At 70.3% G+C, this 18,909-nt stretch carries 15 protein-coding genes; 1 reads left to right on the top strand and 14 read right to left on the bottom strand.

Annotated features, from left to right (window positions below; translation table 11 throughout):
* Positions 1 to 46: 46 nt before the first annotated feature.
* The 5 genes from ACFYNU_RS00180 to ACFYNU_RS00200 all read right to left on the bottom strand — a co-directional run bounded on the left by ACFYNU_RS00180 (position 47) and on the right by ACFYNU_RS00200 (position 3,831).
* Entirely contained in the window at positions 47 to 700 is a 654-nt protein-coding gene (locus ACFYNU_RS00180) for a histidine phosphatase family protein (protein WP_356592931.1), read from the bottom strand.
* Positions 697 to 1,128 (bottom strand): ribosome silencing factor, encoded by a 432-nt coding sequence (rsfS, locus tag ACFYNU_RS00185; RefSeq protein ID WP_023541808.1) that lies wholly within the window; start codon positions 1,126 to 1,128, stop codon positions 697 to 699. The genes ACFYNU_RS00180 and rsfS overlap by 4 nt, the downstream gene beginning before the upstream one ends.
* 108 nt (positions 1,129 to 1,236) lie before the next feature.
* Complete coding sequence (locus ACFYNU_RS00190; RefSeq protein ID WP_356592816.1) at positions 1,237 to 2,979, bottom strand: LCP family protein; 1,743 nt, start codon at positions 2,977 to 2,979, stop codon at positions 1,237 to 1,239.
* Between the two features lie 19 nt (positions 2,980 to 2,998).
* Positions 2,999 to 3,628, bottom strand: a complete 630-nt coding sequence (gene nadD / locus ACFYNU_RS00195; protein ID WP_356592818.1) for a nicotinate-nucleotide adenylyltransferase — start codon at positions 3,626 to 3,628, stop codon at positions 2,999 to 3,001.
* Positions 3,629 to 3,666: 38 nt separating this feature from the next.
* Entirely contained in the window at positions 3,667 to 3,831 is a 165-nt protein-coding gene (locus ACFYNU_RS00200) for a hypothetical protein (protein ID WP_356592820.1), read from the bottom strand.
* Positions 3,832 to 4,027: 196 nt separating this feature from the next.
* On the opposite strand from ACFYNU_RS00200, the gene ACFYNU_RS00205 reads away from it, so the two are divergent.
* Positions 4,028 to 5,143, top strand: coding sequence for a M48 family metallopeptidase (locus ACFYNU_RS00205; RefSeq protein WP_356592822.1), 1,116 nt, complete (start codon positions 4,028 to 4,030; stop codon positions 5,141 to 5,143).
* Between the two features lie 28 nt (positions 5,144 to 5,171).
* Here the strand turns inward: ACFYNU_RS00205 and ACFYNU_RS00210 are convergent, their stop codons facing one another.
* The 9 genes from ACFYNU_RS00210 to obgE form a co-directional block, all read right to left on the bottom strand.
* Complete coding sequence (locus ACFYNU_RS00210; protein WP_356592824.1) at positions 5,172 to 6,272, bottom strand: hypothetical protein; 1,101 nt, start codon at positions 6,270 to 6,272, stop codon at positions 5,172 to 5,174.
* Positions 6,273 to 6,423: 151 nt separating this feature from the next.
* Positions 6,424 to 7,020, bottom strand: a complete 597-nt coding sequence (locus ACFYNU_RS00215) for a hypothetical protein (protein ID WP_356592826.1) — start codon at positions 7,018 to 7,020, stop codon at positions 6,424 to 6,426.
* A 95-nt stretch (positions 7,021 to 7,115) separates the two neighbouring features.
* Positions 7,116 to 8,408: a glutamate-5-semialdehyde dehydrogenase gene (locus ACFYNU_RS00220; protein WP_356592828.1), complete on the bottom strand. Its 1,293-nt coding sequence runs from the start codon at positions 8,406 to 8,408 to the stop codon at positions 7,116 to 7,118.
* Between the two features lie 105 nt (positions 8,409 to 8,513).
* Entirely contained in the window at positions 8,514 to 9,041 is a 528-nt protein-coding gene (locus tag ACFYNU_RS00225) for a hypothetical protein (RefSeq protein ID WP_356592830.1), read from the bottom strand.
* 145 nt (positions 9,042 to 9,186) lie between these two features.
* On the bottom strand, positions 9,187 to 10,314 hold the full coding sequence (proB, locus tag ACFYNU_RS00230) for a glutamate 5-kinase (protein ID WP_356592832.1): 1,128 nt from the start codon (positions 10,312 to 10,314) through the stop codon (positions 9,187 to 9,189).
* A gap of 444 nt (positions 10,315 to 10,758) precedes the next feature.
* A complete protein-coding gene (locus ACFYNU_RS00235) occupies positions 10,759 to 12,924 on the bottom strand; it encodes a hypothetical protein (RefSeq protein WP_356592834.1) in 2,166 nt (721 codons plus the stop codon).
* 141 nt (positions 12,925 to 13,065) lie between these two features.
* Positions 13,066 to 14,568 carry a bifunctional cytidylyltransferase/SDR family oxidoreductase gene (locus tag ACFYNU_RS00240; RefSeq protein WP_356592836.1) on the bottom strand — a complete coding sequence of 501 codons (1,503 nt, stop codon included), beginning with the start codon at positions 14,566 to 14,568 and terminating at the stop codon, positions 13,066 to 13,068.
* 306 nt (positions 14,569 to 14,874) lie between these two features.
* Positions 14,875 to 16,911, bottom strand: coding sequence for a glycosyltransferase family 4 protein (locus ACFYNU_RS00245; protein ID WP_356592838.1), 2,037 nt, complete (start codon positions 16,909 to 16,911; stop codon positions 14,875 to 14,877).
* A gap of 426 nt (positions 16,912 to 17,337) precedes the next feature.
* On the bottom strand, positions 17,338 to 18,774 hold the full coding sequence (gene obgE, locus ACFYNU_RS00250) for a GTPase ObgE (protein ID WP_356592840.1): 1,437 nt from the start codon (positions 18,772 to 18,774) through the stop codon (positions 17,338 to 17,340).
* Positions 18,775 to 18,909: the final 135 nt, after the last annotated feature.

Genomic DNA, 18,909 nt, shown 5'->3' on the forward strand with positions numbered 1-18,909 from the left:
GCGAAGACCTCACCACGGCGGCCTCACCACGGCTCCGCCCGGCTCTTCAGTCGTCGTCGCCCAGCACCGGCTCCGGCAGCGTCCCCGCGTTGTGCTCCTGGAGACGCCAGCCCCGCGCGCCTTCGCCCAGGACGGACCAGCAGCAGTTGGAGAGCCCGCCGAGACCTTCCCAGTGATGCGCCTCGAGACCGAGCAGCCGGCCGATCGTGGTGCGGATCGTGCCGCCGTGGCTGACCACGACGAGCGTCCCGTTGTCGGGGAGCTTGTCCGCGTGGTGGAGCACGACGGGCGCGGCCCGGTCGGCGACCTCGGTCTCCAGTTCGCCGCCCCCGCGCCGTACGGGCTCACCGCGCTTCCACGCCAGATACTGCTCGCCGAACCGCTCCACGATCTCCTCGTGGGTCAGTCCCTGCCAGGCGCCCGCGTACGTCTCACGGAGCGCGGAGTCGTAGCTGACGGGGAGACCGGTCAGCGAGGCCAGCTCGTTGGCCGTGGCCACGACGCGCTGGAGGTCGGAGGCGACGAGCGCGTCCGGCCGCAGCGACGCCAGCAGCCGGGCGGAGCGGCGCGCCTGCGCGACGCCGGCCTCCGTCAGCTCGATGTCCGTCGTGCCCTGGAAGCGGCGCTCCAGATTCCAGGCCGTCTGCCCGTGCCGCCAGAGAATGATCCGGCGGCCTCTGCCGCCTTTGCCGCCGTTCAGCTCAGCTCACCTTCCATGGAACCGTTCACCTCGGCGTGCTCGGCGCCCTTGCCACGGGTCTTGACGGCGTCCTCCGGCAGCGGCAGCTCCGGGCAGTCCTTCCAGAGGCGTTCGAGCGCGTAGAAGACCCGCTCCTCGCTGTGCTGGACGTGGACGACGATGTCGACGTAGTCGAGCAGGATCCAGCGGGCGTCGCGGTCGCCCTCGCGGCGCACCGGCTTGGCGCCGAGCTCCTTGGAAAGGCGCTCCTCGATCTCGTCCACGATCGACTTGACCTGACGGTCGTTGGGCGCGGAGGCGAGCAGGAACGCGTCGGTGATCGACAGCACGTCGCTGACGTCGTACGCGATGATGTCGTGCGCGAGCCGGTCTGCCGCCGCCTGGGCGGCGGCGTTGATGAGCTCGATGGAGCGGTCCGTGGCGGTCACAGGCGATGCTTTCGTCGGCGGTCTGGAGACCCCCAGGGTCTCACGGACCGCCGACAAGCCGGTGCAGCCTTCTGGTCGGCGGCTGACCGGCCGCCGCTCCACGGTTGATCAGCCGCTTTCGTAGTCTCCGCCGAGAGTGACCAGGACGTCGGCGTTCGGCGGGGCCTTGTCCTTCTTGACCGCGTCCACCGGCAGCCCGAGCGTCTTGGCGACCTCTTCCGCCTGTGCCTTGTTCTTCGCGTCACCATAGGTGACCTGCGACGACGCGGCCTGGTCGGCCGTACCGCCGTCGACGAAGGTGTAGCCGCCGTTGATGATCGAGACCCGGGCGGCCTCGGTGTCGGCCTTGTCGCCCGTGGCGTTCTTCACACCGACCCGCAGGGCGGCGCCCTCCTCGGGAGCGCTGACGGTGCCGCCGAGGACGTCCTTGACGACGGTCTCGGTCGCCTTCTCACCGAGGCTGCCGTCCTCGCCGACGGGCAGGACAGTCGTCTTGTAGTCACCGACCTTGGCGTGCGCCGCGAGCTTCGCCAGGGCGGCGCCCAGGTCCTGCTCGGTCATCGGCGGCTCCAGGATCTGCGCCAGGGTCTCGACGGTGATCGTGGCGCCCTTGGGGTCTTCCGAGATCTTCCGCAGCACGCCCTGCATGACCGCGCCGAACCGCTCCAGCTGCTTGACCTCGGACTCGTCGGGGCCCAGATAGGTGGCGTACGCGACGGCCGCCTGTCCGTTCAGGGTCTGTCCCTCGCCCTTGGTGACGATCGGGTCCTCGCCCTTCTTGGCGGCCGGGACCTCGGCGTTCGTGGTGATGTCGATGTTGCCGACCAGCTCGACGAGATTCTCCAGATACGGGGTGTCGAGCCGCCAGGTGCCGGAGATCTTGGTGCCGAGCAGGGTGTCGACGGACTCGCGGGTGCCCTGGGAGCCGCTGTCGGCGACGGACTTGGCGAGGGTGCCGGTGGCGCCGGTCTCCCCGTCCGCCACGAGAAGGGAGTTGGGGAGAAGGACGGTGGTGCCCTGCTTGGTCGTGGAGTTGTTGACGAGCAGCGCCGTGGAGGTGGCCTTGTCCTTCGTGTTGTGCAGATTCACCATGATCACGTCGCGCTTCTGCGGCCCGGTGGCGGTGTTCTGCTTCTCCTCGTCCCCCGAGAAGCCGGGCAGTTTGCCCGCGTACCAGAGGTAGCCGACGCCGCCGACGACGACCAGCGCCATGACGACGACGAGGGCGATCACCCGGCTACGGCCGCGGCGGCGGGCCTCCTCGCGGCGCTCGGAGCGGCTCTCGGTGAACTTGAGCCAGTCGATGACGTCCTCGGAGTCGGCGTCCGGCTCCTCTATGAAGGCGAACTGGTCCGTCTTGTAGTCGCCGTCGGGCGCGGACCGCCGCTGCCCGGGTACGGCGGGCTCGGGGGCGGGGGCCGGGGCGGGAGCGGGCGGGGCCGCCGGCGCGGGCTCCTCGACCGGCGCCGACTGCTGGTGCTGGTGGTGCTGTTGCTGCTGAGGGATGTTCCACTGCGAGGTGTCGACGGCCGCCTGCTGCTGCCCGGTGTCGTAGCCGTATCCCTGCTGCTGTTGCTGGTGTTGCTGCTGGGCGTACGGGTCGTACGGGGCCTGCTGCTGGCCGTACGGGTCGTAGCCGTACGCCTGTTGTTGCTGATGCGGTTGCGGCTGCTGCTGCTGCGCGTACGGGTCGTACTGCTGTGCCTGGGGCTGTTGTTGCTGGTCCTGATGCTGTTGTTGCTGCTGCTGTTGCTGCTGGTACACCGGTTGCCCGTACTCGTCGTAGCCCACGATCTGCGGCTGCTGCGTGTAATACGGGTCGTACGGGTCGTACGGCTGCTGGTCGTTCACCGGTGCCCCTCTCCGTGGCTCATTCGCCGCGGTACAACTGGCGCTTGTCGATGTAGCGCACCACACCGTCCGGCACCAGATACCAGACCGGATCGCCCTGCGCGACCCTTGCCCGGCAGTCGGTCGACGAGATCGCCAGCGCGGGAACCTCCACCAACGAGACGCCGCCCTTGGGCAGTCCGTCGTCCGTCAGATCGTGTCCGGGCCGGGTGACACCGATGAAGTGGGCCAGCGCGAACAGCTCTTCGGCGTCCCGCCAGCTGAGGATCTGGGACAGCGCGTCCGCCCCGGTGATGAAGAAGAGATCCGCGTCGCCGTGCAGGGAGTGCAGATCCCGCAGCGTATCGGTGGTGTAGGTCTTGCCGCCACGGTCGATGTCGATCCGGCTGACCGAGAACTGCGGGTTGGAGGCCGTCGCGATGACCGTCATGAGATAACGGTCCTCCGCCGGCGAGACCGCCGCCTGGCTCTTCTGCCACGGCTGTCCCGTCGGTACGAACACCACCTCGTCGAGGCCGAACAGCGCGGCCACCTCGCTGGCCGCCACCAGGTGCCCGTGGTGGATCGGATCGAACGTCCCGCCCATCACACCGAGACGGCGCTTGCCACCGTCTCCCGCCCCGGCCGGCACTGCTTCCTGCTTTCCCATGCCTGCTGAGCCTACTGGCACGGCGCCACGGCCCCGGCTCAGCGGTCGCGGTTGAAGCGGGTGGTGATCCACAGCATGAGGAGCAACGCGAACAGCGCGCCACCGCCCGTGAGATAGGCGCTGAGGCTTTCGTGGTTGCCGCCGTGCTCGCTGCCCTCGGCGGCGACGGTGACCAGGTTGGCGGCGGTGCTGGAGAGGCTCATCTTCGGCAGGACCTATTCGATCGGGGAGCGGAGACTTCGCGCACATCGTATGCGGGCCCGCCGGGCACGCCCACGCCGACTCAGACGTTGTTGTCGACGACGGCGCACGGCAGCCCACGCACAACCGTAGCCGCAGCACATACGGTGGGGGCTGTCAGGGGGACGAGCCGATGACTCGTACGAACAGGGGATTTCCATGACCGAAGACAGCCACGAGGCAGCCAGTCACGAGAATGTGCCGAGCCGGCAGCGCAAGCGCTTCCCCGGTATCTCCTCACGCGCGTACGAACACCCCGCGGACCGCTCGGCCCTGGTCGCGCTGCGCAAGCTGAGCGGTTTCGACACGGTCTTCAAGGCCATGAGCGCCCTGCTGCCGGAGCGCAGCCTGCGACTGCTGTTCCTGTCGGACTCGGTGCGGGTCAGCGACGTGCAGTTCGCGCATCTGCACACGATGCTGCTGGACGCCTGTTACATCCTGGACCTGGAGAAGGTCCCCACGATGTACGTCGCGCAGAATCCGATGCCGAACGCCATGTGCATCGGTCTCGACGAGCCGATCATCGTGGTCAACACGGGCCTCGTCGAGCTGCTGGACGAGGAGGAGATGCGCGCGGTCGTCGGCCACGAGGTGGGCCACGCGCTGTCCGGGCACTCCGTCTACCGCACGATCCTGCTCTTCCTCACGAATCTCGCGCTGAAGGTCGCCTGGATCCCGCTCGGCAATGTCGCGATCATGGCGATCGTGTCGGCGCTGCGCGAGTGGTTCCGCAAGTCGGAGCTGTCGGCGGACCGGGCGGGGCTGCTGGTCGGCCAGGACGCGCAGGCGTCGATGCGCGGGCTGATGAAGATCGCGGGCGGCAATCATCTGCACGAGATGAACGTGGACGCGTTCCTGGAGCAGGCGGCGGAGTACGAGGCGGGGGGCGACCTGCGCGACTCCGTGCTCAAGATCCTCAACGTCCTGCCGCGTACGCACCCGTTCACGACGGTGCGCGCCGCCGAGCTGAAGAAGTGGGGCGAGAGCCGCGACTTCCAGCGGATCATGGACGGGCACTACCCGCGTCGTACGGAGGACAAGGACACCTCGGTCAGCGACTCGATCCGGGACTCCGCCTCGCACTACGCGGACACGGTCCGCACGAGCAAGGACCCGCTGATGAAGCTGGTCGGCGACATCGCGGGCGGCGCGGGCGACCTGGGCGGCAAGCTCCGGGACCGCTTCACGGGCGGCTCGTCCGGCAACGGCGGGACCAGCGGCAACGGCAACGGGAACGGCAACGGAGACAGGCCGGCGGACGGCGAGGCCAAGTAGCGGCCACGGGCAGCCGCCGGCCCGACCGCTACCGGTCGCGGGGCTGTGCGCCGGTGTCGAGCACACCGCACAGCCCGGCGGTCGGCGGCCCTGTCGCGTACGGGTCGGTGCTGCCGGCCGGGCCCGTGGACGTCGCCCTGCCACCGGCCAGCAGGGGGCGCAGGGTGCCCGCCGCCTCGGCCGAGCAGGTCTGCGGCCCCGCCTGGACCTGGCTGGTCAGCAACTCGGTCCGGTGCCTGGGCAGATCCTCCCGGTCGAAGCGGAAGTGCAGTGTCCGCCGGACGGTGAACAGCGACGCGTCCTGCCCCGTCGCCCGCCCGGCCGGGCGGAGCGCGTAGACGAAGGTGTGGTCGGAGAGCACGTCGATCGTGTCGGACGCCGACTCCGCGAACCGGAGCGTGCCCCGGACACGGACGGCCGGTTCGGCGAGGGCCACCTTCGACGGGTCGAAGCGCACCAGCCAGCCCGCCGGCGCGTGTCTGCCGTCGTCGGAGGGGTCGGCGAAGGTCTGGTCGAACTGCGCGAGCTGCTGCGGGTCCAGCAGCATCCGCACGGAGCGCCGCTCGGCGCCGCTGAGGACGTCGGGGTCGACGGACGAGGCGACGAGATAGTCCTTGGCGGTGGTCAGCGCCGTCGTCACCTCGGTCTCCGTGAAGTTCGGGGTACGGCGCGCGAGCGGCAGCGGAATCCCGGAGGCACCGGCCTCGAACCGCGCGGCCGGACTGCGGCGCAGCAGACTCTCGGGGGTGTCGCCCGGGACCGCGCCGGTCGGGGCGAGCGGAATGACCGTCATACGCAGCGGTTCCGCCGAACGGGTGAAGGCGGGCCGGTACGGGGGCCGGACACCGACGTACACGGCGGTGCCGAAGGCCACGGCGACGACCAGCACCAGCAGCAGTGCCTGGACCGATCCCCGGCGGGGTGTCAGCGAGCCGGCGCCGGGTCTCTCGGCGGGGTCCCGTCTGCGTACGGCGTGGGAGTGGTCCCCCATCCGTTCCTTGGCGGAGAACTCCTGGAGCCGGGCAGCGCGGACGAACGATTCGTCGAAGACGACGGACCGGTACTCGTCCTCGCCACCGCCGGGGGTCCCCTCGGGCGTGCCCTCGGGTGGGTCTCCGCGACCTGCCATACCTTCAGGTTAGGTCGGCCGGGCCGAACATAAACTCGGACGCCGTCCCCGGGAACGACCCGAGTCACGGAGCGTCACAGGCGTCACGGGGACCACAGGTTTCACGGCGCGACGCCCCCACCCGGCGCCGCGACGTCACTTCACCGAGACGTCATGGCGTGCTGCGCGGCACCGCCGAGACCTTGGGCACCGCGTACTCGTCCGAGGCGGCGGGCCCGCCTCCGCCGTGCGACGTGTCGACGCCCGTCGTGGCGGGCGGTGGCACCCGGTCCTGCCGGTTGCCCGACGCCCCGCGGTAGACGGCCGTGAACGCGAGGGCGACCATGCCGATGCCCATCACCACGGCCAGGAGCCAGGCGACGGGCCGGTGCCAGCGGGCGCTGCCCCGGTAGGGGCGCAGAGCGCCGCCGTGGGGTCCGTAGGGGCCGAAGACGCCGTGCGGGTCGTCCGGGTCGTACGCGGCGCCGTACGGCCGCTCGTCGCCGTACTCGCCGCCACGGCCGTAGCCGTCCTCGTAGCGGTCGTCGTCGGACGAGCCTCCGTAGGACCGCGCGCGGGCCGCCTCGGCGTCGGCGCGCGCCTGCGCGGCGGCCAGCAGCCGCTCGACGGCGGTCGGTTCATGGACGGGTGCGGACCGGATGAAGTCCTCGTCGAACACCACGGAGGCGAAGTCCTCGTCCGCGCCTCCGCGGTCGTCGTCGGGCTCCCAGCCGTCCGGGAACGGCTTGCCCCCCACGTCGTCCGGCACCGTCCCAGAGTAGACCGGGACGGGCGATTTCGGCAGAGACAGCGGAGATTCTCCCCCGCTGACTACCTCGGGTGACCGCTGCTCCCGGGTGGGTGCTACCGGGTGTGACCGTCGCCCGTGACGATGTACTTGGTCGAGGTCAGCTCGGGCAGTCCCATCGGGCCCCGCGCGTGCAGCTTCTGCGTGGAGATGCCGATCTCGGCGCCGAAGCCGAACTGGCCGCCGTCCGTGAAGCGCGTCGACACGTTGACGGCGACCGTCGTGGAATCGACCAACTGGGTGAACCGGCGGGCCGCCGCCTGCGAGGTGGTGACGATGGCCTCGGTGTGACCGGACGACCAGAGCCGGATGTGCGCGACGGCGGCGTCCAGCGAGTCGACCACGGCGGCGGCGATGTCGTACGACAGGTACTCGGTCTCCCAGTCCTCGGCGGTGGCCGCCACGACGGTGGCCTTCGTGCCGCCCGCCGCCTCCACGAACTCCAGCACCCGCTCGTCGGCGTGCACGGTGACCCCGGCCTGGGCGAGCGCGTCCAGCGCGCGCGGCAGGAACGCGGCGGCGATGTCCTGGTGGACCAGGAGCGTCTCGGCGGCGTTGCAGACACTCGGGCGCTGCGCCTTGGAGTTGATGAGGATGTCGACGGCCATGTCGAGGTCGGTCTCGGCGTCCACGTAGACATGGCAGTTGCCGGTGCCGGTCTCGATGACGGGGACGGTGGACTCCTCGACGACGGTACGGATCAGCGAGGCGCCGCCGCGCGGGATCAGCACGTCGACCAGACCGCGGGCGCGCATCAACTCGCGTACCGAGTCACGGTTCTCGCCGGGCACGAGCTGCACCGCGTCGGCCGGCAGCCCGGCCCCGCCGACGGCGTCGCGCAGCACGCGCACGAGCGCGGTGTTGGAGGAGTACGCGGAGGACGAGCCGCGCAGCAGCACGGCGTTGCCCGACTTCAGGCAGAGCGCCGCCGCGTCCACGGTGACATTGGGGCGCGCCTCGTAGATGATCCCGACCACGCCGAGCGGGACGCGCACCTGGCGCAGGTCGATCCCGTTGGGCAGGGTCGAGCCGCGCACCACCTCGCCGACCGGGTCGGGCAGCGCGGCCACGTCCCGTACGTCGGCGGCGATGGCCCGTACGCGCTCGGGCGTGAGGGTCAGCCGGTCGATGATCGCCTCGCTGGTGCCCGCTTCCCTGGCGCGCTCGACGTCCTCGGCGTTCGCCTTGATGATCTCGTGCGTACGGACCTCAAGAGCGTCGGCGATCGCCAGCAGAGCGTCGTCCTTGACCGAGCGCGGCAGTGGAGCGAGATCGGCGGCTGCGGAGCGGGCGCGGTAGGCGGTCCTGGTGACCGGGGTCAGGTTGTCGTACGGCGAGAGCGAGGTCATGCCCGCAGGGTAATGCGCGTACTGCGGGCACTTCCCCGGTATCCCGTACTCCGAGACGGCCACGCCCCGAACCGTGTAGGGCGCGGCCCCCTGCCCCTCCGGCCGTCAGAAGGGGTGGACGCCCACCGGCGCGGCGGGCGGCGGGCCGTAGCCCTCCGCGATGCGCAGGTGGTAGGTCTCCCGGTCGATGACCTCAAGACCCACGATCTCCCACGGCGGGAGCTTGGCGCTCGACCGGTGTTCGCCCCAGAGCCGCAGCGCGACGGCTGCCGCGTCGTGCAGATCCCGGGCCTCTTCCCAGTAGCGGATCTCGGCGTGATCGTTCGCGTACCTGCTGGTCAGCAGGAACGGATGGTCGTGGGCGAGCTGTTCGAGGCCCCGTCTGACCTCGGTGAGCGGCGCCTCGGAACCCGACACGCTGAGCGTGATGTGCCACAGCTTCGACACCGCGCGGTCCTCACCGCGCGACTGTGCCTTGCGGGACGTGCCCTGATCCGTCACGTCGTCGAAGTCGTCGAAGTCCGGCCCCGCTCCGACGCTGGTCAGCGTCCGCTCTTCCCCCGCGGCCCTCCGGGCGTGCACGGTGCCTCCTCCTGACCCGAGGGACCCCGCCCCCGGGCGCGTTCGTCTCACCGGCGGCCTCCTGTTGGTGCGTCGTCGTACTGCTACCCCGCCTCGTACCCCTGAGACAAAGTTGACCAGTCCGGGACGGGGCATGGGGTGCTTTCGGTAAAGGTCCCTTCCAAAAAACCGGACTTTCAGCCGTTTCAGGGGAAGGTCAAGGATGCAGGATGACCAGATCGTCCCTGTGTACGACCTCCCTCTCGTACGCGGGCCCCAGATCCCGCGCCAGATCCCGGGTGGAACGGCCGAGGAGCTGGGGAATCTCCTTGGCGTCGAAGTTGACCAGACCCCGGGCCACGGCCAGGCCGGCGGTGTCGCGCAGTTCGACCGGGTCCCCCGCGCTGAACTCGCCCTCCACCGCGGCGATCCCGGCCGGCAGCAGCGACGTACGACGCTCCACGACGGCCCGTACGGCGCCGTCGTCGAGGGTCAACGCGCCCTGCGGGGTGGACGCGTGGGCGAGCCAGAGCAGCCGGTCGGCCGATCTGCGCCCGGTTCGGCCGAAGTACGTACCCGTGTCGCGCCCGGCGAGGGCGTCGCCCGCGCGTCCGGCCGAGGTCAGTACGACGGGGATGCCCGCGGCGGCGGCGATCCTGGCCGCCTCGACCTTGGTGACCATGCCGCCGGTGCCGAGCCCGGCCTTGCCCGCGCTGCCCATGGAGACGCCGACCAGGTCGTCGGGGCCGTCGACGCGGGCGATGCGTGAGCTGCCGGGCCTGGCGGGGTCGCCGTCGTACAGGCCGTCGACGTCCGAGAGCAGGACGAGCAGGTCGGCGCGGACGAGATGGGCGACGAGCGCGGCCAGCCGGTCGTTGTCGCCGAAGCGGATCTCCTCGGTGGCGACGGTGTCGTTCTCGTTGACGACCGGGACGGTGCCCATGGTGAGCAACTGGTCGAGGGTGCGGTAGGCGTTGCGGTAGTGGGAGCGGCGGCTGGTGTCGTCGGTGGTGAGCAGGACCTGCCCGACGCGGAGCCCGTACCGCGAGAAGGACGAGGCGTACCGGGCGACGAGCAGCCCCTGGCCGACGCTGGCCGCCGCCTGCTGCCGGGCGAGGTCGCGGGGGCGGCGGGCGAGGCCGAGCGGCGCGAGTCCGGCGGCGATGGCGCCGCTGGAGACGAGCACGATCTCCTTCTCGCCGCCGCCGCGGGCCTTGGCGAGTACGTCGACGAGCGCGTCGACCCGATCGGCGTCGAGCCCGCCGGCGGCGGTGGTGAGCGAGGAGGAGCCGACCTTGACGACGATCCTGCGGGCTTCCGTTACGTACTGCCTTGCCACTGTCACGGCCCGAATGTATGCCAGCGGGCCGCCCCGGCGCGCGTACGTTTCACGCGCTGGACAGGGCGGGTGCCGCTCGCCGGGGCGCGACACGGCGCGGGCCCGCGCAGCCGCGAACGGCCCGCGCGCACGCACGCCGACGCGCGTCCGGTCGGCCTTCGGAGACGGCCCGGGAGGTCGCACGCGTCAACCGCCGGGCCGGGTACGGGCGTACGCCGCCGGGCGCCGTGCCGGACCGCCGGGGCCGCGTGGACGCGCCGGCACCCGCCGACGCGTCCGGCGCGCGCCGGCTGTCCGGGGCGTACGCCTGCGGGGGTACGGCCGGCGCTGCGCCGGGCGTACGGACACGGCGCCGGGGTCCGTGCTCCCGCGAACCCGCGCGGATGCGGCGACGGCCCGGACCGCCCCCGGCAAGGGGCTGATCCGGGCCGTAGGGTCCGCCGGCGTGCGTCAGCGCGCGACCGGGGCCTGCGCGCCGTTCGGCTCCTGGGCGTCGGCCGGGTCCGTCGGCGCCTCCGCCACCGCGCCCTCCGCCTCGGGGTCCGCCGCCGGTTCGCGCTCCGGCTCCGTGCCCGGCTGCTCCTGGGCGCTCAGCCGCTGCGCGACCCCCGCGTTGCGGGCCACGGCCTTGGCGCCCAGCGCCGTCAACGCCGCGTTGAACTGCTCGATCGACGTCGGCTCGTCGGGGCCGAGCAGATACGTCTTCAGCTCGCGCCGCGCCGGCGCCAGCCGGTCGGCCTTCGGGTCGGCGACCGCCTTCAGCAACTCGTCCAGTTCGGCGGCGCTGTTGGACAGGACGACGGCCGCCCGCACGGCGGTGTTCTGCCGCTTGAACTCCTCGACGCCCAGCTGCGCGGAGTCCGTCACCGCGTACGGCTTGCCGCTCGCGATGAAGTCCGACACCACGCTGGAGATGTCCGAAACCATGCCGTCGGACTGGTTGAAGCAGTCGTACAGCTTGGGCTCGGCGCCCGTGACGACCCTGTGCTCCCACCAGCCGAAGGTGCGCCAGTAAGCGTCGTTCCACTCGGCCCGCAGCGCCTTCGCGCGGTCCAGCCGTTCGGGGTCGGCGAGCGAGACGCGCGACTCCTCCGACTCGTCGCCGCCGGAGCGGCCGGGGGCGGTGAGCGCGGCCAGCCGCTCCTCGATACGGGTCAACTCGGCGCGCGCGGCGGCCTGTCCGGCTCCCGCGTCGGCGCTCTCCTTCGCCCAGCGGGGCTCCGCGGCGCGTGCCACGTTCGCCGCGTTCACCATCGCCGTGATCCGATCGTGGACGGCCTTGGCCTTCTTGTCGCGGATCCCGGTGAAGGGGTGCGGCTTGTAGATGACCCGGACCGGCTTCTCGGCCTTCAGCAGCCGCTTGACGATGTTCTCGCCGGCCAGCAGGAGCGAGGTGTTGCCGGGGTTGTCGTCCCAGCCCTCCCAGGTGGGGGCGTACAGGATGGTCGGTACGGGGTGGCCCGGCGCGCCCGTGCCGGTCCTGATCGGCGCGAGCTGCGGGCGGCCCACCTCGACGATGTCGTCGTCGCGTACGCCGACGTCGGCCAGCGCGTAGCGGTCGCGGCCGGCCCGGCCGGCCGTCCACACCTCGTCGTACACCTTGCTGAACGGGTTGACGCTGGCGATCTTGTCGCTGTCGCCGTGGCCGATGAAGACGTGCTTCATGGTCGGTACGCGCAGCAGGTGGATGTTCTTGCCGACGTTCGCCGCGTAGAGCGCGACCTGGACCGACGACAGGTCGAGGTTCATCAGGTGCGTACCGCCGGGGACGCAGAGCACCGGCAGCCAGGTCGGGGCGAGTTGGGTCATGATGGCCCGCTCGCGCAGGATGACCAGCGGCCGGCCCTCGGACTGCTCCAGGGTCTCCAGCCACATGTTGACCTGGTACGCGGACTCCTTGGAGCCGGAGAAGTACAGGACCACCGAAGGCTGGTACTCGCGCAGCCAGTTGTCGACGGCGCCCAGGACGGCGGGCGGCGTCGGTACGCGGCGGCTGCGGCGCAGATAGGGCACGAGCAGCAGGATGTAGACCACGCCGAGGACGAGGGTGATGCCGAGTCCCGCGTAGCCGTACCAGTCGGTGCCCGTCTGGGCGGCGGCCAGCAGACCGGCCATCGCGAACAGGTCGAGGTGGAGCATCTTCTCGGCGGAGCGGTTGACCAGGTAGTTCGGCGGGGCGTCGGGGATGCGCAGGGCGTGCAGGTCGACGTTGCGGGCGACGACCGGCATGCCGCGGCGCAGCCGGATCAGTGTCGCCAGCGCGCCCTGCGGTGCCTGGATGCCGTAGAAGAGCAGGAAACCGGCGACCGCCGCGTAGAACAGGGGCTGTTCGGCCAGGTCCATCCGGGCCAGCAGCAGCACGAGCAGCAACTGGCGTACCAGGAAGCGGATCGACAGACCGGCCCGGACCTTGTTGAGCCGGTTGATCAGATAACTGCCGCGCTGGTGCAGGAATCGGTCGGCACCGTAGGTCACGGCGCAGGCCGCCGCGAAGAACCAGAGATTCGGGATCAGCGCTGCGAGCATGACGCAGGGGTATCCCAGCCCCAGCAGGGCTGCCGCGGCCAGCTCGGCTCGGCTGCCCACGCGGGCCAGGCGGATGGCGGTCGAAATCACGAAGAACCTGCTCCAGGAGAGGGTGCCGGTTAATTCACGGTTGGCGGGAATTGTGAAGCCGTGGCTTCACGCACACGGGCCTCTGCAATTCACCGAATAGGTGAACGCAAAGGCCCGTGAATGCAAACTTGTCGAGAATTATTACACATCTTCCTGACGGTCAAGAACCGAGGCCAGCGCCTGCTCGAATCCGGAGCCCGCGGCGGAGGCTTCCCGCGTCGGATCCTGCTGTCGCACGTCGATCACATGACCGGTCAGTTCAGAGAGAAGAACGTCGAGCGAGGTACGGGCCACGGCCTCGGAGGAGAGCAGCGAGCCGGCGGGCTCGACGCCGAAGGCCTTGGTGCGCATCGGGGTCGCGGTACGTTCCGGGTTGACGCAATTCACCCGGATGCCCTCACCCGCCCATTCGTCGGAGAGGGCCTGGGTGAGATTCACCATGGCCGCCTTGGTGGACGAATAGAGGCTGTATTCGGCGCGACCGCGCGTGTAGCTGCTGGATGTGTAGAGGAGCAGCTGGCCCTTGGTCTCGGCCAGATACTTGTACGAGGCGCGGGCGATCTGGACGGGCGCCAGATAATTGACGTTCAGAGCTTCCTGAATCGTCGTGTTGTCGGTCTCGGCCAGTTTGCCGATACGCAGCACGCCCGCCGTGTTGATCACGTAGTCGATCCGGCCGGTCGCCGAGTACGCCTTCGACAGCGCGTCGTCGACATGCTCCGGGTTCTCGACATGGGTGCCGGTGGTGGAGCGGCCCAGCGCGTACACCTTCGCGCCGTACTGCTCGGCGAGGGCGGCGATGTCGGCGCCGATGCCGTACGAACCGCCGAACACCACCAGCGTCTTGCCGGACAGCAGCTCACGGTAGGCCGCCTCGTCCGCCTGCACGGGGGCGGCGGAGGAGGCGAGTTGGAAGAGCTTGTCGGCGATGAAGACGTCGACGGGCTGCGTCACCTTCATGTTGTACTCGTCGCCGGCGACGACGTAGATCGGCACGTCGGGCAGATAGCGCAGGACCACCGAACAGTCGTCGGTGGCCTGGAAGTTGGGGTCGCCCGCCGCGATCTCGTACGCCTTGCGGATCGTGGACAGCTTGAACGCCTGGGGCGTCTGGCCGCGCCGCAGCCGGGAGCGGTCGGGGACCTCGGTGATGAACTCGCCGTCGTTGCCGTGGGTGCGGGTCACGATGATGGTGTCGGCGGAGGGAATGGCGACGTCGACGGCCTGGTAGCGGTCGAGCGCGTCCACACAGTCCTTGATGACGCGCTGTGACAGAAGCGGACGGACGGCGTCATGGAACAGGACGTTGCGGTCCTCGCCGTCGGCCAGTCCCTCGCCCAGCGCCGAAATCGCCCGCTCGGTGGTCTCGTTGCGGGTCTGGCCGCCCTCGATGACCTTGGTCACCTTGGTGAGGCCGGCCTTGGCGACGATCCGCTCGACGTCGGGCACGAAACCCGGTGCCATCAGCACGATCACGTCGTCGATCGAGTCGGACTGCTCGAAGATCGACAGCGTGTGCTCGATGACAGCCTTCCCCGCGATCTTCAGCAGCTGCTTGGGGATCGACAGACCCACGCGCTGACCGGTACCACCGGCGAGCACGACTGCCGTGGTGCGGGGATGGGCTGCTTGCGGCACAGACACAGAACGACCTACCTTGCGACGAGTGGGGGACGCTGTGATGGTCGCACTCTCCGTGACCGTCTCGCAAGGCGGACGCCCGCTGCCCCTCACCCACAGGAAACCATCCGTTCACCCTCTGGCCAGCCACATTGGGTCGGCATCCGGCCAAGTGCGGCGTGACCGACTCCACATCGACACACCGCCCGGGCATATACCTCCACCGGACCTCTACTTCGCGTCCGCTATTTCCCGGCCGCGGTGTAAGCGTCGCGTAAGGGAAATCCCCTGCTCGTCGGGGGTGTCCGCGTTCGCCGAGGCGTTGCGGCGCTATTTCAGCGGTGCGTCAGCCACGTTGACGATCAGGTCGTTGGTGCCCATGTACATGATCCGTACCCGCACCCACTGGGCCGGCCGGCTCCTCAGTTTACGGACCACCCTGCGCAACGGTCCCCAGGGCCTGCTCTTGCGCACCTCGGTGACCGGGTACTCGTAGATCGGCCGCTTCTCCACGACGTCGTCGAGCACCCGTGCGACCTTCACCGGCGCGGCGTCCGGGGCGTACTTGAGCAGCAGGTCCCACGACTCCGACCTGGCGATCTGCCGTCCGGCCGGCCCCGCCGCGGGGAAGGTGAAGCGGAATCCGCGCTCCCCCAGCCGACTGCCCGAGTACGTCAACTCCTCGGCGGGCTTGCCCCGTCGGCGTACCACCAGCGAGGGCTCCTGGGCCATCGCGCCGACACCGAACAGCTCGCCCGCGACCGTGATGCGCTTGCCCTCGACGCGGATGTCACCGGCCTCCGCGTGGATGGGCCGGAGCCAGGAGCGGAGCGAGAGGTACTTGTGGGGCCGGCTCGCGTACGGCACCAGATTGTGGACGGGCTCGCCGCGCCGCGCGCGTTCGCAAGCGCTCATCGCGCCGCGCTGGTCGATGGAGCGGGCGGCGATCCGTACCCGCCGTCCGGATTCCGGGAGTTCGGCGTAGCACTCCCAGATGCCCTCGGCGAACGCCTCCCGCGCCGAAATCGTGACCGTGCCGTTGCCGGAGAGCGGGAAAACATGCTCCTCCGTACGGACGTCGGCGCGTACGCAGACGAGTTTCAGCCCCTCGTGGACGGCCGCGGCGGCCTGCGGGGCGACGAGCGAGAAGGCCAGCGCGCCGCCGGAGTCCACCACGCAGTCGGCGACCGGGGCGAAATCGCCCACGGCCGCGCGCTGGGCGGCGACCGTCCGCAGCTCGCCGAAGAGTTCCTCGTACTTCTTCGCGACCTGGCCGGGGTCGAACCGGGACGCGTTGCGTACGGCCGCCGCGCTCATCCGCCGGCGCCGCGGCTCGTCGTCGATGAGCCCGAGCAGCGCCTCGGCGACCGCGCCGGGATCCGACACCGGCACCAACAGGCCGTCCACGCCGTCCTTGAGGATCTCCCGGGGGCCGTAGTCGCAGTCGCTGCTGACGACCGGCAGGCCGCAGCGCATGGCCTCCACGAGCGTCATGCCGAACGACTCGTGGCGTGAGGTGGACGCGGCGATGGCGCCCTTCGCCCACTCCGGCTCGATCGGCGAGACCGAACCCATCAGCCGCACACTGTTGTAGAGGCCGAGCCGGTCGATCTGCCGGCGGAGGTTCTCCTTCTCCGGGCCGCCGCCGTAGATGCGCAAATCCCATTCCGGGCGCGCGGCCACGACCTCGGCGAAGGCGTCGACGAGCACGCTGTACTGCTTCTCGGCGGACAGCCGCCCGGCGGCGACGATCGTCGTGCCCGAGCCGGTGGACGGCCGGATCGACGGCTCGGGAACGCTGTTGGAGATGGCGAGCACCCGGGTCGCGGGCAGCGGCATGTGCGCGCGGTAGACGGCGGCGTCGCCCTCGGAGACGGTGACGTAGGCGTCGAGCGCGTCGATGTGCTGGTACATCTCGTTGCGCAGCGCGGGCTTGTGGTGGTTGTACGTCATGTGCTCCTGGCCGATGAGCACGGCGCTCGCCGGGGCGAACTGGGCGACGTACGCGGCGAGTCCGGGCCGGGTCCCGATGACGACGTCGGCGTCCGAGTCCGCGTAGTGGTCCCTGACCCGCTCGTCGGTGAGCTTGCTGTACTCGCGGTAGCGGGCCTCGTGCCGGGGAAAGTACTCGGCGGGCTGGAGATGGAGCGGGTGCTCCTTCTCGTACGCCGGGGACTCCTTCCAGGTGTAGACGAGCGGTACGAGTCCGATGCGCGGGTCGATGTCGAAGGCAGCGAGCGGACGGTGCTTGAACACCGAGACGATCTCCACCTCGTGCCGGTCCGCGAGCTCCTCCGCGAGATTCAAGGTGGTGCGGATGGTGCCGCCGATGCCGTAGATGGTGTGGATAAGGAAAGAGATCTTCATCAACGCTCCGTTCGGGGTGCGGGATCCTGGGCGGTCAGTCCCAAGTCCCCTTGCGTTCCGGACGGGTTCACGCGACCGTCACCGGCCGCCCCCCACATGCATGACAGGCGGGGGCGGCCGACGGTTGTGCGAGCACTTGAAGAGAAACCGCATGACCCATTATTCCGCCCATATCGCTCAATGCCCGCAGTTGTCTTTCGGCCATGCGGCGCGTCGTGCGGGTGTCGTGCGGTGCGCGTACGACAAAGGCCGTGGTCCGCTCCGAGGGGAGCGGACCACGGCCTGGCCGGCGGACGCCACTACGTCATGCATTCGATCCGTCACCGCTCGAATTCGACGGCTACGCCCCCGAACTGGAACCGAACGGAAGTCGGACCCGGGCCGGCCGCGGCCTTGCACAGCCCCGACGGCACCGCGGCCGAATCGCTAGAACGGCTTGAATTCGTCGTACTCCTTGTCCGCGTCGTCCCGCTCCGCGTCCCGGTCCTTGCGCCGGATCGCGGCCGGGCGCGGCGTCTCCAGCCGGTGGTCCTCGCCGCGCCGTCCGAGCATCTCGGCACCGGCCAGCACGGTCGGCTCCCAGTCGAAGACGACCGCGTCGTCCTCGGGGCCGATCGCGACGCCGTCACCGGCGCGGGCACCGGCCTTCATGAGTTCGCCCTCGACACCGAGCCGGCTGAGCCGGTCCGCGAGATAGCCGACCGCCTCGTCGTTGTTGAAGTCGGTCTGCCTGACCCAGCGTTCGGGCTTCTCGCCGCGTACGCGGTACAGGCCGTCCTCCTCCAGCACGACGGTGAAGCCGGAGTCGTCGACCGCCTTCGGCCGGATGACGACCCGGGTGGCCTCCTCCACGGGCTTCGCCGCGCGCTGGGCGGCGATGATCTCGGCGAGCGCGAAGGACAGCTCCTTGAGGCCAGTACGGGCCACGGCGGACACCTCGTACACACTCAGGCCGCGCGCTTCGAGTTCGGGCCGGATCATCTCGGCGAGGTCCAGGCCGTCCGGGATGTCGATCTTGTTGAGGACCGCGATACGCGGGCGGTCGTCGAGGCCGCCGTACTGCTTCAGCTCCTCCTCGATCATGTCGAGATCGGAGATGGGGTCACGGTCGGACTCCAGCGTGGCGGTGTCCAGGATGTGCACGAGGACCGAGCAGCGCTCCACATGGCGCAGGAACTCCAGGCCCAGACCGCGGCCCTGGCTGGCGCCCGGGATCAGGCCGGGGACGTCCGCGATGGTGTAGACGGTCGAACCCGCGGTGACGACGCCGAGGTTCGGGACGAGCGTCGTGAACGGGTAGTCGGCGATCTTCGGCTTGGCCGCGGAGAGCACGGAGATCAGCGACGACTTGCCGGCGCTCGGGTAACCGACGAGCGCGACGTCGGCGACGGTCTTCAGCTCCAGGACGATGTCGCCGGAGCGGCCGGGCTCGCCGAGGAGCGCGAAGCCGGGGGCCTTGCGGCGGGCGGAGGCGAGAGCGGCGTTGCCGAGCCCGCCGCGACCGCCCTCGGCGGCGACATAGGTGGTGCCCTGGCCGACGAGGTCGGCGAGGACGTTGCCCTTCTTGTCGAGGATGACCGTGCCGTCGGGGACGGGCAGGACGAGGTCCTGGCCGTCCTTGCCGGAACGGTTGCCGCCCTCGCCGGGCTTGCCGTTGGTGGCCTTGCGGTGCGGCGAGTGGTGGTACTCCAGCAGCGTCGTCACCGACTGGTCGACGACCAGGATGACGTCTCCGCCACGGCCGCCGGTGCCGCCGTCGGGGCCGCCGAGCGGCTTGAACTTCTCACGGTGAACGGAGGCGCAGCCGTGGCCTCCGCTACCCGCGGCGACATGCAGCTCGACGCGGTCCACGAAGGTGGTCATGGTGGTGCCTCCAGTACATACGGAAAAGTCTTTGGCGTTCAGACAGTGGAACAAGCGAAGGGCGGACCCGCTTCCCCTACGGGAAGTGAGGTCCGCCCTCGCGAGAAACCGATCAGAAGATCGCTCTACGGATAC

This window comes from Streptomyces sp. NPDC006643, assembly GCF_042870175.1.
Classification (GTDB): Bacteria; Actinomycetota; Actinomycetes; order Streptomycetales; family Streptomycetaceae; genus Streptomyces.